The 14,848-nt window shown below is 67.1% G+C and carries 14 protein-coding genes; 4 read left to right on the plus strand and 10 right to left on the minus strand.

Features of this window, described 5'->3' with window-relative positions; all coding sequences use genetic code 11:
* Positions 1–38 precede the first annotated feature (38 nt).
* Positions 39–2,396: an ATP-dependent helicase gene (locus tag G5B40_RS07525; protein WP_165097045.1), complete on the plus strand. Its 2,358-nt coding sequence runs from the start codon at positions 39–41 to the stop codon at positions 2,394–2,396.
* A 167-nt stretch (positions 2,397–2,563) separates the two neighbouring features.
* Here G5B40_RS07525 and G5B40_RS07530 read toward each other — a convergent pair whose 3' ends face one another.
* A complete protein-coding gene (locus G5B40_RS07530) occupies positions 2,564–2,773 on the minus strand; it encodes a DUF1127 domain-containing protein (protein ID WP_165097047.1) in 210 nt (69 codons plus the stop codon).
* 241 nt (positions 2,774–3,014) lie between these two features.
* Between G5B40_RS07530 and G5B40_RS07535 the strand changes: the two genes are divergently transcribed.
* Positions 3,015–4,310: an MFS transporter gene (locus G5B40_RS07535; RefSeq protein ID WP_165097050.1), complete on the plus strand. Its 1,296-nt coding sequence runs from the start codon at positions 3,015–3,017 to the stop codon at positions 4,308–4,310.
* Here G5B40_RS07535 and G5B40_RS07540 read toward each other — a convergent pair.
* The 8 genes from G5B40_RS07540 to maiA form a co-directional block, all read right to left on the minus strand.
* On the minus strand, positions 4,226–4,672 hold the full coding sequence (locus G5B40_RS07540; RefSeq protein WP_165097053.1) for a YaiI/YqxD family protein: 447 nt from the start codon (positions 4,670–4,672) through the stop codon (positions 4,226–4,228). The genes G5B40_RS07535 and G5B40_RS07540 overlap by 85 nt on opposite strands.
* A gap of 116 nt (positions 4,673–4,788) precedes the next feature.
* The gene (locus G5B40_RS07545) at positions 4,789–6,036 is read right to left on the minus strand and encodes an MFS transporter (RefSeq protein WP_165097056.1); all 1,248 of its coding nucleotides are present in this window, start codon (positions 6,034–6,036) and stop codon (positions 4,789–4,791) included.
* Positions 6,037–6,115: 79 nt separating this feature from the next.
* Positions 6,116–6,484 (minus strand): Lin0512 family protein, encoded by a 369-nt coding sequence (locus G5B40_RS07550; RefSeq protein ID WP_165097058.1) that lies wholly within the window; start codon positions 6,482–6,484, stop codon positions 6,116–6,118.
* Positions 6,481–6,819: a Lin0512 family protein gene (locus tag G5B40_RS07555; protein WP_165097061.1), complete on the minus strand. Its 339-nt coding sequence runs from the start codon at positions 6,817–6,819 to the stop codon at positions 6,481–6,483. The genes G5B40_RS07550 and G5B40_RS07555 overlap by 4 nt, the downstream gene beginning before the upstream one ends.
* A gap of 9 nt (positions 6,820–6,828) precedes the next feature.
* Positions 6,829–9,273, minus strand: a complete 2,445-nt coding sequence (locus G5B40_RS07560; protein ID WP_165097064.1) for a CHASE2 domain-containing protein — start codon at positions 9,271–9,273, stop codon at positions 6,829–6,831.
* 66 nt (positions 9,274–9,339) lie between these two features.
* Entirely contained in the window at positions 9,340–10,065 is a 726-nt protein-coding gene (locus tag G5B40_RS07565) for a sulfotransferase-like domain-containing protein (protein WP_165103377.1), read from the minus strand.
* Between the two features lie 96 nt (positions 10,066–10,161).
* Positions 10,162–11,097 carry an aminotransferase class IV gene (locus G5B40_RS07570; protein ID WP_165097067.1) on the minus strand — a complete coding sequence of 312 codons (936 nt, stop codon included), beginning with the start codon at positions 11,095–11,097 and terminating at the stop codon, positions 10,162–10,164.
* Entirely contained in the window at positions 11,094–11,729 is a 636-nt protein-coding gene (gene maiA, locus G5B40_RS07575) for a maleylacetoacetate isomerase (protein WP_165097070.1), read from the minus strand. The genes G5B40_RS07570 and maiA overlap by 4 nt, the downstream gene beginning before the upstream one ends.
* A 144-nt stretch (positions 11,730–11,873) precedes the next feature.
* On the opposite strand from maiA, the gene G5B40_RS07580 reads away from it, so the two are divergent.
* Positions 11,874–12,830 (plus strand): NAD(P)-dependent oxidoreductase, encoded by a 957-nt coding sequence (locus tag G5B40_RS07580; protein ID WP_165097073.1) that lies wholly within the window; start codon positions 11,874–11,876, stop codon positions 12,828–12,830.
* Positions 12,831–12,845: 15 nt separating this feature from the next.
* Positions 12,846–13,625 (plus strand): phytanoyl-CoA dioxygenase family protein, encoded by a 780-nt coding sequence (locus G5B40_RS07585; RefSeq protein ID WP_165097076.1) that lies wholly within the window; start codon positions 12,846–12,848, stop codon positions 13,623–13,625.
* A gap of 13 nt (positions 13,626–13,638) precedes the next feature.
* On the opposite strand, the gene G5B40_RS07590 is transcribed toward G5B40_RS07585, so the two are convergent.
* Positions 13,639–14,763, minus strand: a complete 1,125-nt coding sequence (locus tag G5B40_RS07590) for a divergent polysaccharide deacetylase family protein (RefSeq protein WP_165097079.1) — start codon at positions 14,761–14,763, stop codon at positions 13,639–13,641.
* Between the last annotated feature and the right edge of the window lie 85 nt (positions 14,764–14,848).

Genomic DNA, 14,848 nt, shown 5'->3' on the forward strand with positions numbered 1-14,848 from the left:
CTTTCCCTCGCATGTTGTTCCGGGTTAACGTCCCGCGCATGAACGACCCCCTCTTCGATGACGCCTTCGACGATTGGGAGCCGCCGACGCGGCTTTCCGAACTCGCCCGCGCGGGTGTTCCCGCGCCTTATCTCGACGGGTTGAACCCGCCGCAGCGCGAGGCGGTGGAGGCGCTGGACGGCCCGGTCCTGATGCTCGCCGGGGCCGGCACTGGCAAGACCCGCGCGCTGACCTGCCGGATCGCACATCTGCTGTCGACCGGCCGCGCGAAGCCGAACGAGATTCTCGCCGTCACCTTCACCAACAAGGCGGCACGCGAAATGAAGGTCCGAATCGGCGGGCTGATCGGCGGGGCGATCGAGGGGATGCCGTGGCTCGGCACCTTCCATTCGCTCTGCGTCAGGATTCTCCGCCGACACGCCGAACTCGCCGGACTGAAGTCCAATTTCACCATTCTCGACACGGACGACCAGATCCGGTTGATGAAACAGCTCATCCGGGACGCGAATATCGACGAGAAACGCTGGCCGGCGCGCCAGCTCGCCGCCGTTATCGACCGCTGGAAGAACCGCGCGGTGACGCCCGAACGCATTCCGGCCGCTGACGCCCGCGCCTATGGCGGCGAAGGCCCGGCGCTCTACGCGCGCTATCAGGAGCGGCTAAAGGTGCTGAACGCCTGCGATTTCGGCGATCTTCTGCTGCATGTCGTGCGGATATTCCAGGAGAACCCGGATGTTCTGGAGCGCTATCAGCGCTGGTTCCGCTACATCCTGGTGGACGAATATCAGGACACGAACGTGGCGCAGTATCTCTGGCTGCGGCTGCTGGCGAAAGCGCATCAGAACATCTGCTGCGTCGGCGATGACGACCAGTCGATCTATGGCTGGCGCGGGGCCGAGGTTGGCAACATCCTGAAATTCGAAACGGATTTTCCCGGCGCGAAGGTGATCCGGCTGGAGCAGAACTACCGTTCCACATCACATATCCTCGCCGCCGCTTCTGCGCTGATCGCCGCCAACGAGGACCGGCTGGGCAAGACCCTCTGGACGCAGGAGAACGAGGGTGAGCGCCTGCGGCTGATGGGGGTCTGGGACGGCGACGAGGAGGCGCGCTGGATCGGCGAGGAGATCGAGAGTTTCGAGCGGGGCGCGCGCGGGCGCGACCCGGTTTCGCCGGACGAAATGGCGGTGCTGGTCCGGGCCTCCTTTCAGATGAGGGCGTTCGAGGACCGCTTCCTCGCCATCGGTCTGCCCTATCGCGTCATCGGCGGGCCGCGCTTCTACGAGCGCATGGAGGTGCGCGACGCGATGGCGTATTTGCGCGTGGTCGCCTCGCCCGATGACGGGCTGGCGTTCGAGCGGATCGTCAACACGCCGAAGCGCGGTCTCGGCGACAAGGCGCAGCAGGAGATCAACCGGACGGCGCGGGAGAACGGCGTCAACTTGCTGGAAGGCGCGCGGATCGCCATCGCCGAAAAGCGGGTGAGCGCCGCCGCGCGCAACTCGCTCGACAAGGTGGTGACGCTTTTCGATACATGGATCGAACGCGCCGGCGCGACGGATTTCGACCATGTCGAAGGCGCGATGCAGATATTGGAGGATTTCGGCTATCTCGATCACTGGCGCAAGGAAAAGACGCCGGACGCGCCGGGGCGGCTGGAGAACGTCAAGGAACTGGTGAAGGCGCTGGAGGAGTTCGAGAACCTTCAGGGGTTTCTGGAGCATGTCTCCCTGGTGATGGAGAACGAACAGGAGGACTCGGTCCCCAAAGTCTCAATCATGACCTATCACGCCGCCAAGGGACTGGAGTTCGATTGCGTCTTCCTGCCCGGGTGGGAGGATGGGCTTTTCCCCTCACAGCGCTCGATGGACGAGAGCGGCAAACGCGGGCTGGAGGAGGAGCGCCGCCTCGCCTATGTCGGCCTCACGCGCGCGCGAAAACACCTGACCGTCAGTTTCGCCGCCAACCGGCGCATGTACAATCAATGGCAGAGCGCGCTGCCGTCACGCTTCATCGACGAGTTGCCGAGAGACCATGTCGAGGTGCTGACGGCGCCGGGCCTCTATGGCGGGGTCTACGGCGCGGCGGCGAGCGTCCCGCAAGGCTCGGTGCTGGAGGCGCGGGCGGCGGAGGCCTCGGCCTACAACTCCCCCGGCTGGGCGCGCATGCAGGCGCGGGCCGGTCGGCGCTCGCTCCGCTCCCCGACGGAGGCCCGCACGGCAGTTGTGGACGCCGAGGTGGCGCACGGGCCGGGTGACCGCGTCTTTCATCAGAAGTTCGGTTACGGCGCCGTCACCGAAGTGGAGGGCGACAAGCTGACCGTCGCGTTCGAGAAGGCCGGCGAGAAACGGGTTGTCGCCAGCTTCGTCACCGCCGCGGACGAAATTCCGTTCTGAGAGCAGCCAGCGTCTGCACGCAGACGCCTGTGGGCATGGGGCGGCGCGCGTGAAGCGTCGCCGCGTTCACGTCACGCCGCGGCGTTCCGGGGTCCGACGGCGGGCCGGAATTGCGAAAGGGCGGGGCGCCGGCCCGCCCTGTGGCGCCGCCTCCTTAACCCCCCGGGTCAGATCGCGTCGCGCGAAACGCGGGCGATTTCACCGCGGGTCAGGCCGATATCGTTAAGCTCCGCGTCGCTAAGCGCGCTGAGCGCCCGATACGTGGCGCGATAGGAGCGCCAGGCGTTGAAACGGGCGACGAGGCGGGTCAGGGCGGCCACGAGCGCGCTTTCGCCGCGGTGAGTGGCGGCCGCGTTGGTGTCTGTTATATAGGCCATGATTGGCTCCTGCTTCAGTCTTGTTGTTGCTGTGCAGCAGATGGTGCAGCGCAGCGAAAACCTCAACATGTGCAAAGGCAATCCCGCCTTGCACGCCACGCAAGGCTCCCTAGCGTCACCCCGGAATTGGCTCCATCGCCAAGGAGATTGGCCCTCGCGCGGCGGGTTTGCTCGTTCCGCCCGCCCATCGAGTGACCCGCCACGCTGGACGCTGAGCGCAGCGCATCGTATCGGAGACCCCATGCGTCTTCCTCCAGCGCTTCAGGATCCTGCATTCCGGTTGTTCATGGCCGGCAATTTCTTTTCGCAGCAGGGCGCGTGGGCGCAGCGCACGATCTTCGGCTGGCTCGCCTGGGAGCTTTCGGGCTCCTCCGGCTGGGTGGGGGTGATCGCGTTCCTGAGCTTCGCGCCGACATTCATCTCCGGTCCAGTCTTCGGCGTCATGGCCGACCGGGCTGATCTTCGCCGCGCGGCGATCAGCGTGCAGCTCGCGCTGATCTCGGTCTCGTTGCTTCTCTTCGCGGCGCTGGCGACCGGTGCGCTGACGCTCACGATCCTCGCCTTGCTGGCGGTCACGCAGGGCGTCACGACGAGCGCACAGAACCCGGTCCGCATGGCGCTGGTTCCCCGGCTCGCGCCACGCGCGGCGCTCGGCAACGCCATCGCGATCTCGGCGCTCAATTTCAACCTGGCGCGGCTGATCGGCCCGGCGGCGGGCGGTTACGCGATCGCCCATTTCGGCGCCGCGGCGGCGCAGGCGGCCGTGGCGGCGCTGCTGGTGCCGATGTTCTTTTCACTCGTCTCGGTCGAGATCCGGCCGAGCACCGCCAACTACGCGGCGCCCGTCCGGATCGCGGCGGCGCTCGGCGAGGGCGCAGCCTACGCCTGGCGGCGGCGATCCATACGCTCCGCGCTGGCGCTCACCGCCGTCTTCGCCATCGTCGTGCGCGGCATGCTGGAGCTGATGCCGGTGATCGCCGACGGCGTCTTCGCGCGCGGCGCGACGGGCCTGGGCGAGTTGATGGCCGCCGCCGGTCTCGGCGCGTTCAGCGGCGCGTTCTGGCTTTCCAGCGGGGACGCGGTGAAATCCCCAGCGCCGGGCGAAGCGGCGGAGCCCCCGCTCAGAACCTTCATCGCGCTCTTTGGTGGGCTTCTCGGCGTCGCGCTCCTCAGCACGACGCCGGGATGGTGGGCGGCGCTCGCCATCGTCGCGGTGATCGGCTTTTGCAGCACGCTCACAGGCGTCACCATGCAATCGGTCGTCCAAATCACCGTCGACGACGCGCATCGCGGCCGGGTCATGAGCCTCTGGGTCATGGTCGGCATCGGCTCGGCCTCGCTCGGCGCTCTGACCATGGGCGCGGCGGCGGAAATCACCGGACTTGAAGCGACGCTGCGCCTTGGGGCCGCGACCGGCGCCGTCGTCATCGCGTTGCTCAGCGTTGTGGAGTTTCAGCGCCGGCGAAGCTCGCGCTCCAGCGCCTCCAGAAACCTGGAGCGGTCGGCTTTGGAAAAGGGCCGCCCGCCGCCGCCCTGACGCAGCGGATTGGCGGCGCGCAGATCGGTCATCAGATCACGCATCGCCAGCGCCTCGCCGATATTGGCCTTGGTGAAGAGCGCGCCGTCATGCTTCATCGCCCGCGCGCCCGCCGTGACGCAGCGATGCGCGAGAGGAATGTCGCCGGTGACGCAGATATCGCCCGGCTCGATCCGTTCCGCGATCCAGTCGTCGGCGGCGTCCGCGCCCTGCGTCACCACCACGACCTCGGCCAGCGGGTGCGGGTTGGGCCTGATCCCGCCATCCGAGACGTAGATCACCCTGACCTTGTGCCGCTCGGCGACGCGCAGCGCCTCCGCCTTTACCGGACAGGCGTCGGCGTCGACATAGACGATGGTCAACGGAGCGCGCTTTCTGCGCTTTCATCCCTGCCCATCGTCTCCCGTGGTTTCATCAGGGGATCCTCCCGCCAGTCTTGCACGCAGACAGTCGGCGGTTTTGTCCCCTGTCGCAAGCCTCAGGCAAGCGCTCGCGGGTTTTGCGGCCCGAGGCGCCGCGACCGCCGCGCCCCGAGCCGCGGATGGAGCCGCCCGGCAAGCGCCCAGCCGAAGACAAGCGCCGCCGCCGTCACCGCGAAGACCCCGGCGAGCGGCGCAACCGTCAGGACCAGCCGCACCGCACCCGGCGTCAGGATGCCGGAGACGTCGCGATAGCTGGAGTAGATCACCGACATCTCCGTGCGCTCATGCGGGCGCACGGCCATCAGAAACGGCAGCCCGCCGGAGACATCGAGCAGGATCAGAAAGACCGCGCCCGCCGCCAGCAGCCCGATGGTCGCCATGGGCGCGCCGATGGCCGCGAGCGAAGCGCCGGAAAAGCAGAGCGCGGAGCCGAAAAACCCGACCCGGACCGCGACCCGGACCGAGCGCCGACGCATCCAGCGGAGCATGAACGGGGTGAGGAAAAGGCAGGCGTTGGTCAGTGAAACGAAACCGGCGCCGACCTCGCGCGCATAGCCCGCCTCGACCACGAAGATCGGCATGTAGACCACATAAGCCCACCAGCCGACCGAGCGGATCACCGCGAAAAGCCAACCGGCGACCAGGCGCGGCTGCGCGAAGAAGCGCGGCAGATAGCGAAGTGGGCTCGGCGGACGACGGCGGCGCGCCGCCGAGATCAGCTTGCCGTCGCCGAGCCGCATCCACCAGAATACGCCGAGCAGCGTCAACGCGGCGGAGGCGGCGACGTAGAACGGCGCCTCCGGCGCCAGCGCCATCAGCCAGACCCCGGTGATCGGCCCCAGCGTCCAGGCGAGACCGCTGTAGAAGAGCCGCAACGTCTCCGAAGAACTCAACTCCGCCCGCTCGACATAGTCGAGCACATAGGCGTTGAAGCAGATGAAGACGCAGACCACCGCTATATTCGTCATGCAAAGCCCGAGCGGCGTCAGGATCGGCCCGCCCTGCGATGCGGTCAGCGCCCCGCCCGCCATCAGGAGGGCGCCGAGGGTGAAGGTCCAGCGCCGCGAGATCAGCCGCGCCAGCGTCGGCACCGCGAGCGAAGCGAAAAGCGAGGCGACTCCGATGAAGAAATAGACCTCTGAGACTCGCTCCGCGTCACCGAGCGCCTGATACATCGCCAGCGGATAGACCGAGATCATCACGCCGCGCGCGGTCGCCTCGATCGCCGCGAGAATCGCGAACCCCCTGATTCCCGGCGCCGGCGCATGACGCAGGAACTCGGGTATCCGCCGCTCATGAGCCACGTCTCACCCTCCACGCTTCGCCCCGCTATGACAGGCGAGAACGCAGGCGTCTGAGCGCAATGCGACGCGGGCGCCGCTTTCAGACGAGGCGCCACCGCCCGTCCGGGATTTCGACGTGGACCGCGATAGCCGCGGCGGCGATCACCGCGTCCGATCCGCCGGAAGGGCCGAGTCCGGCGGCGGCGACCCCGCCCTTCACCACGTTCACCTCGACCGCGCCATAAGGTGGAATCGCGGCGATCGCCGCGCAGTCCACGCTTTCAGGGTCCGGGGCGCCGATGGTGATCTCGATCCGCATCGCGCCCGGATCGAGCGAAAGCGACCTGAAAAGCGATAGCGAGGAGCGCCGCAAGGCATCCTCGACCGCCCGCCTCGCCGCCTTAGTCTGGTCACCGCCATGAAGATCGGCGCCCGATCCCAGTTCGAGAATGATCCGCCTTTCGGTCATGCCTCCTCCATGTCGAATGAGACCGAAACGACGGCGTTGGCGACGATCGTCGCGCCCGAGGCGGTCGCGACGCGCAAGCCGCCCTCGACCGCCTCCACGTTACGCGCGCCATATGGCGCGGCGGCGGCGACGGCGGAAAGATCGACCGAAGCCGGGTCCGGGACCCCGACGCGGATATCGACCAGCATCGCGGACTTCGGAAAGCCGAGCGCGTCCGCCACCGTCAGGCCGTTGCGATGGAGCGCGTCCCCGACCGCGCGCACCGCGGCCTTTGTGGAATCCTCGCCCCGCAAATCCGTCCCCATGCCGATCTCGATCGCCAGTTGCCGTTTCATCCGCTCTCCTTACTTCGCCGTCGCGACATAGACTCCATCCCAATCATCCGGCGGCGGCGCGACGCGATACTCTCTGATCCGTTCCAGAAACACCTCGATGAGCCCATGAGGCGAAAAAGCGTCGAGCTCATATTCGCCGGCGCGCCGATAGGCGGCTTCGGCGCGGTCCCAGTCCTTCGCCTTGTAGGCCGCGAGCCCTTCGTCCACCGCCGCCTTCAGCGCCTGGTACTCGGGGGAGGCGAGTACGTCGGCCTCGCCCGCGACTGTCCATATCGTCTCCGGCTTCGATCGCCCCTTGACCGCCACCTGGTCGATCCGGATCAACGCGAACGTATGGCCGACGCCTTGCGCCGTGTTGTCGCCGATGCAGTTCCAGAGTCCGTATTGCTTGGTGATGCCTTCGAGGCGGGAGGCGAGATTCACCGCATCGCCGATACATGAGTAGTCGAGCCGCGATTTCGACCCCATGGCGCCGACCGCGCACGGCCCGGTGTTGACGCCGATCCCGATATCGATCTCTGGAAAACCGATGGAGGCGAACTTCTGGTTGATCTCTCGCAACGCCTGACGGAACTGGAAAAGCGCCAGCGTCGCCTGCTCCATATGCATCTCGGATTTCCGCGGCGCGTTCCAGAACGCCATGATGCAGTCGCCCATGTATTTGTCGATCGTGCCGCTGTTGCGGATCACCACTTCCGAAAGCGGAGTGAGAAACTCGTTGATGAAGAGGATCGTCTCCTCCGGCGTCATCTTCTCGGTGATGGTGGAGAATTTCCGCACGTCGCAGAACATGATCGAGAGCGGACGAAGATCGCCGCCGGGCGTCAGATAGCGGTCCGGATCATCGGCGATCTCCTCGATCACCTCGGGGCTCATGAAATGCGCGAACTGGCTGCGGACGGCGCGCTTGTCGCGGTCAGCCCGAACGTAATTATAGATGGTCAGCGTCCCCCAAGGGAGAAATACGCCGAGCGCGGGATAGACCGGACCGAGGAGAAACCCCGCAAGATCGAAGGCGAGCCAGCTGGCCGCAACGACCGCCGCCGCCCCGAGCACCGCCGCCAGACCGGCCAGCGCCGTGCGGTTGAACGCGAGAAGAAGCGAGGCCACGGCGCCGACCAGCAAGATGAACAGCCGCTCCACCCCTTCACCCCAATCGGGCTTGGAGATGAACACGGGCTCGGAAAACCGGGCGATGTCCGCCTCCAGTTCGGCGATCTTCGCACGCGCCGCGGCCTTCTCCTCAGCGGCGAGAGTGGGGAGCGCCGCGACAAGTTCGTCGCGATAGGCGATCCTGTCGGTCTGGAAATATTTCGCGATGATCTGCTCGGCGAGTTCGGCGTGGACGTTGACCCCCGCCGCCGCCTTCTCGAACGGCGTCGCCACGAGGTCGAGAAGACCCGGCGCGGAGGTGCCGATGAAAACCACCTTGCCGCCGATCTTCGCCGCCAGCGCCGGGTCCGGCGCGTCCCCGGCCAATATGTCGGCGGCGGATATCACCCGAGACGCGCGTTTCGCGCTGTTTCCGGAATAATAGATATAGAGTCCGCCATCCGGCTCCACCGGGATTTCCATCGGCCCGACCCGCATCGTCGCGATACCGATGCCGGTCGCGCCGTATTCGCGGCTGGCGTCGTTGCTCTTCACCAGAATGGAGCCCGCTTGGAAGCCGACCCTGATCGCCTCCAGCGCGAGCGTGGGCACGATCTGCTCTTCGACGCGCGTCAGCAGCGGCACCCGACGAATGATATCCGCCCGCTCGTTCCCGAGCGAGAAATTGCCGACTCCGGAGGCGGAATGGCTAAGAAGCGGCAGGTTGACGTTGGCGGAGAGGAAATTCGGGATCACCGGGCGCGGATCGGACCCGGAAAAGGAGATGCCGGCCCGCACCGGCGGCCTTCCGCCGTCCGGGTCGTTGTTGAGAACGACGCCGAGCACCGTTGGCGTCTCGGCGATCGCAGCGGCGAAAATTGCGTCATTGTCGCGGTGCGCCCTGTCCATGCTGATCTTCGCGCCAGGGTCGTATTTCCGCCAGCTTTCCAGCACCCGATCGGGCGAGGTGCGATCCGGCTCGGCGAAAACGACGTCATACGCGATCGAAAGCGCGCCAAGCGCCGCCAGCCGCTTCGTCAGCTCGGCCATTTCGGTCCGCGGCCACGGCCACTGACCGAGCGTCTGAAGCGAGCGAACATCGATATCCACGACCGCGACCGGCACCGACGGGTCGACCTGTCGCGGCTTCTGTCGCTGGAGCTGATCGAATGCGGCCTCGTTGATCGCGTGGAGTCCGCCCGGATTGAAGACCTGGAGCCCGAGCACCAGCGCCGTCGCGAACAGTCCGTAAAAGAACGGCCGCCAGCGAAACTCGCTCCGCCGCCGCTTCTCCATCTTCGCGTTGCGGCGCTTCGCCCGCCGCCAGACGCGATAGAGTCGGATTGGATTGCGTAACTTCATACCGCGTGGGCCCCCGTCAGACGCGATGCGCCGCAATCTAACTTCGGCGCGCCTCAGGCGCCAGCATCAGAGCGGTTTCAATTTCCGCGCCCGAAGCCGTTCGAACCCCGGGCGCGCGCGCGCCGCCACCTCAGCGAGATATGGCGCAAGTTTCGGCGTCGAAACGGATGGCGGCGCGAAACCGGTGGAGGCGACGACAGCCTTGTACCAATGCGCCGCCCAGACACCGTCGCTCGCGCGGGGGCCGGATGGCCAGGAAAGCATCCGCGCATCGAACGGAATGTCGAGCGCGGCGCAAAGCGCGCGCAGCATGCCTTCGGGATTGGCGCGCACATCCTCCGCCTCTATCACCGGCGGCGTCCGGCCGGTCGCGCTCTCGATATCGGCGATCACACCGTCCATCTGCGGCGCGCCCAGATCCTCCAGGGTCGGGCGCGGCCGGCCAGCGTCGAAACTGGCCGCCACCCGCTCCGGCGCGCGGATCAGGATCGCATGGCGACACGCGGCGAACCAGTCGCGCGGAAAGCCCGGCAGCATGTGATGCGGCATGTGTTTCTGGTACCAGACCGGCGAGCCGCCGGGAACCGGGCCGAGAAGATTACGCGCCACAACCTCGGGGTCGTACGGCTGCGACGCCAGAACATCCGCCCTCATCGGATGGTCGATACCGCTCTTCGCGAGATACGCGGCGTAGAATGGCTCGTCGAGCACCGCGCAATCGGCGCGCGCGCCGAAACTCCGCATCATCGCGGTCGAAAGATTCCGCGGCCCCGACCACATCGCGATACGGATCGGCACGCTCATCGGCCGCCGCCGCAGGCCGAACGGCGGCGGACCGCCGCGCGCGGAACGCGGCGACAGGCGAAACGCCGGACGCGGCGCCCGCGCTCAGTCATCGCGGCCCTCGGAGGCGCGAGTCTGCAGGTCGGCGTAAAGCGCCCGCATCCTGCGCACCATCGGTCCGGGGATCTCCAGCGGCGCACCAAGCACCGGGCCAAGCCGCCGCCCGTCCACCTCCCGCACCGGCGAAAGGCCGGCGAATGTCCCTGTCACGAAGGCCTCGTCGGCCGTATAGACATCATGTAGCGAGAACGGCTTTTGATGCGCCGCGATCCCGGCCTCGCGCGCGCAGTCGAGAACCGCGCGCCTAGTGACGCCGCTGAGGCAATACATGCCGGTCGAAGTCCATATCTCACCTTCGCGGACGATGAAGAAATGTGTCGAGTTGCAGGTCGCGACGGCGCCCGAAGGATCGAGCATCAGGGCCTCGTCCGCACCCGCCTTCGCGGCCTGGATACAGGCCTGGATGCAGTTCAGCTTGGAATGCGAATTCAGCTTCTGATCCTGCGCGTCGGGCGCGGTGCGCCTTACCGTCGAGGTGAAAAGCGAAAGCCCGCGCTGATCGACCTTCGCGGCCTTGTACTCGGGGATGATGACGACGGTCGGTGGCGTCACGCAGACGCGCGGGTCCTGATAGGGTGTCGCGCGTATTCCACGGCTGACCATCAGCCGGATATGGACGCCATCCCGCATGTCGTTGGCGTCGAGACAGTCGAAGATGCGCGCGCGCATCTCCGCGGGCGCGATCATCTTCTCGAAATCCAGCACCCGCGCGCCGCCATAGAGCCGCTCCAGATGCCGGGTCAGGAAGGGGATGCGTCCGGCTTTCAACCGCAGCCCCTCCCACACCCCGTCGCCGAGCATGAAATTCGAATCGAAGACCGAGACGACCGCCTTCTCGCGTGGAACCATCTCCCCGTTCAGAGAGATCAGCACGTCCGCGTTGCGCGAATCGGCGTCGTAGGCGTGGGCGCCGTAACTCATGCCGCCACCCCGACCGCATCGGGATGCGCCGCCTCGAATGCGTTCAGAAGCGCGCAATGGCCGTCGATCTCGCGAAGCGTCGGATAGGGAGTGAGATCGACCTTCCAGCGCCGGGCGTTGTAAAGCTGCGGGACAAGGCAGCACTCGGCGAGACCGGGCGCGTCGCCATGCACAAAGCCGCCGGTCCGGTCTTTCTTCACCATCTCCTCCACCGCCGCGAGCCCCTTCGGAATGAATCGCCGCATCCAATCGCCCATCGCTTCCACCGCGCCGCCGGTGACGTATCGGGCGACTGAAAGGTTGCAGACCGGATGTATCTCCATCGCGATGGCCGCCGCGATCGCCCGCACCCGCTGACGCGCGCGCGGCTCAGCCGGAACCAGCGGGTGTTCCGGTCGCGTTTCGTCGAGATATTCGATGATCGGCAATGACTGCGTGAGGGACAGCCTGTCAATCTCCAGCGTCGGGACCAGCCCCTGCGGATTGCGCGCCAGATTCGCCGGCCCGGTTTGCTCGCCCTTCAGCAGGTCGACCGGAACCGCGCGATAGGCGATTCCCTTCAGATTGAGCGCGATGCGGACCCGATAGGCCGCTGATGAACGCCAATAGTCATAGAGAATCACGTCATCCATCGCACCCTCCCGTTTCCCGCGTAGAGTGCTGATTTCCTCGCCGCGCGGCAAGCCGCAGGTCGGTCTTTTGGCGCCGATGTCGGAAACCGGACGGGCGGGCGGCCGGCGAATGACGATAGTCGCTCCAGACAGAGGGAGACGCGCATGAAGATCGGATTCATCGGCCTCGGCAATGTCGGCGCGAAGCTTGCCGGATCGCTCGCCCGCAATGGCGTCGATCTCATGGTCCACGATCTCTCGAAAGAGGCGGCGCGGCCGCTTCACGACGCCGGCGCGACATGGGGTGAAAGCCCGGCTTCAATGGCGGCGGTCTGCGACGCTGTCATCACCTGCCTCCCCTCGCCCGCGGCCTCGGCGGCCGTTCTGGAGGGAGCGCACGGGCTCCTGGAAACGCTTGGCCCCGGCAAGATCTGGCTCGAGATGTCGACGACCGACACGGCGGAGGTCACCCGGCTCGGCGCGTTGGTGGCGGCGAGAGGCGCGGCGGCGGCGGATTGCCCGGTCTCCGGCGGCTGCCACCGCGCCGCGACCGGCAACATCGCGATCTTCGCCGGCTGTGAGCGAACTGTGTTCGAGCGCGCCCTGCCGATCCTCACGGTGATGGGCAGGCGCATCCTCCATACCGGCCCGCTCGGTTCGGCCTCGGTCCTGAAGGTGGTCACGAATTATCTCGCGACGGCGCATCTCATCGCCTGCGCCGAGGCGCTGACGGTGTCGAAGGCGGCGGGGATGGACCTCGGCGTCGCCTATGAGGCGATCCGCATCTCATCAGGCAATTCATTCGTCCATGAAACCGAGAGCCAGGTGATCCTGAACGGCAGCCGCGACATTTCATTCACCATGGATCTGGTGAAAAAGGATATTGGGCTCTTTCAGGCGGTGGCGGACCGGGCCGGCGTCCCCCTGGACCTCAATCCGCGGATAATCGAGATCTTCGACGACGGGATCGCGCGATTCGGGCCGCGCGAGTTCAGCCCGAACATCATCCGACGCCTGGAGGAAGCGACCGGATTGTCGATTCTCTCGCCGGGTTTTCCGTCGGAGATCGCGGATGACGAACCCGAGGAAGCGGGATACGAGGTGAGCGCAAGGAGCGGTTGAGATGAGGAGAGTCCGATGACCCCCGAAGAGATCGAACGGTTCCAGGAGGACGGCGCCATCTGCCTGCGCGGCGTCTTCGCCGACTGGGTGGATGTGATGGCCGCCGGGATCGACAGGAACATGGCGGAGCCCGGCGAATACGCCTCGGAAAACGCGGTGACGGAAGGGCGGTTCTTCGACGATTACTGCAACTGGACGCGGATTCCCGAGTTCGAGCGCGTGGTGCGCGAAAGCCCGGCGGCGAAGATCGCGGCCGAGGCGATGAAATCGCGCTCCGCGCAGTTCTTCCACGATCATGTGCTGGTGAAGGAGCCGGGCACCGCCAAGCCGACGCCCTGGCATCAGGACGCGCCGTATTATTTCGTCGAGGGGCGACAGACCGTCAGCTTCTGGATCCCCATCGATCCCGTGCAGGACGCAACGCTGCGGCTGATCGCCGGCTCGCACCGCTGGGAAAAGATGGTGCGCCCGGTAAGCTGGGCAGACAACAGCGACTTCTACCGAGGGAAGGAGGAATGGACGCCGGTCCCTGACCCGGATTCAGACCCCGGCGAGAGCGGTATCCTCGAATGGGCGATGCAGCCGGGCGATTGCGTGATTTTCGATTTCCGCACCGCGCATGGCGCGCGCGGCAATCCGCACGGAAAGCGCCGGCGGGCGCTCTCCCTGCGCTGGGTCGGCGACGACGCGCGCTATGTCGAGCGGCCAGGCCGGACCTCGCCGCCCTTTCCGGGGCACGGGATGAAACCCGGCGAGCGGCTCAGGGAAGATTGGTTCCCGGTGATCGCGGCCTGAACGGCGCGGCGCCTCAGCGCCGGATCTTCGCGATCACCGCAGAGAGCGGCGCGACCTCGACGGAAACGCCGCCCTTCACGCTCAGCCAGCGGCGAACGCCGGCGATCACCGCCGGGCTCGCCTCCCCCACGGCGACAAAGGCGCCCGTGCGGCGCGCGTCGAACGCCGCGCGCTCCAGCGCCTGATAGACCATGTCGCTGTTCGCGACCTCGTCGATCCGCCGCCCTTCAGACGCCGCCGGCAACCCTCTGGAATGCGCCATCCGATACGGCGCCGCGCCGCCCGCGGCGGTGAGATCGACCAGCGCCGCATTCTCGGCCGCGACCGCGTCGAGCAACACGCCGACATCCAACCCGGAACCGACGTCGAGAAGCGCGACGCCGATCACCGGACCCGCATCATCAAGTGGCGCGGCGGCCGTCGCTTCAGTTCGACCCGCGAGCGCCTCGTAGCCCGCAGAATGCAGTTCCTGCGCCAGCGCCGCGGGATCGGCGGCGTCGGGCGCGATGCTGATCGCCACCGGCCCGTCCAGCAACATGACATCACCGGCCGCGTCCGCGCCGCCGACGCCGGTCAGCAGAATCGCCAGCAGAGGCTGCGAGTCATCGCCGTCGAAAGGCGCGGCGTAGACCTCGTAGCGCGGTCCTTCCGGCGCCGGCGCCGCAACCAGAGGCGCGGTCTCGGCCAGTTCCGGGGTCATCGAAAGCGGGTCGGCGGCGGGCTTCTGGTACCCTGGCGTCCCCACGACGGTCGCCTCTTCGTCGGCCGGCGCGGCGGCGCCCTCTTCGGCCGGGGCCGCCAGTTCCGTCACCTCAGCAGATTCGGGCGCGTTGTCGGACGGCTCGGGCATGATTGTCGGCGCGGTGGCGTTTGTCACCTCCGGCGCGGGCGCGGTGTCTGGTTCAGCTGGCGGTGAAGCCGCGGGCGCCGGCGCGGCGGCGACCTGCGCAGACTCCAATTCTGGCGCAGGCGCGATTTCGGTCTTCGCCTCGGGGGCCGGCGCGACCGCCGCCGCCGGTTCGGGCGAGTCGCTGCGCGGCGCCATGATCGAGAGCGCAGCCACGAGCCCGACGGAAAAGATCAAACCGACCAGAGCGCCGAGCCAAAACGCCCCGCGGCCCGAGATTCGACGCGCCATGCCTGTCTCCTTCAGCCTGATCGCCCGCCTGTCCGCAGAATCGCAGCCGCGCTGCTTCGCTTGACCTGCGGGCGACCTCCGGCGC

Origin of the sequence: Pikeienuella piscinae (genome assembly GCF_011044155.1) — a bacterium.
Taxonomy (GTDB): Bacteria; Pseudomonadota; Alphaproteobacteria; order Rhodobacterales; family Rhodobacteraceae; genus Pikeienuella; species Pikeienuella piscinae.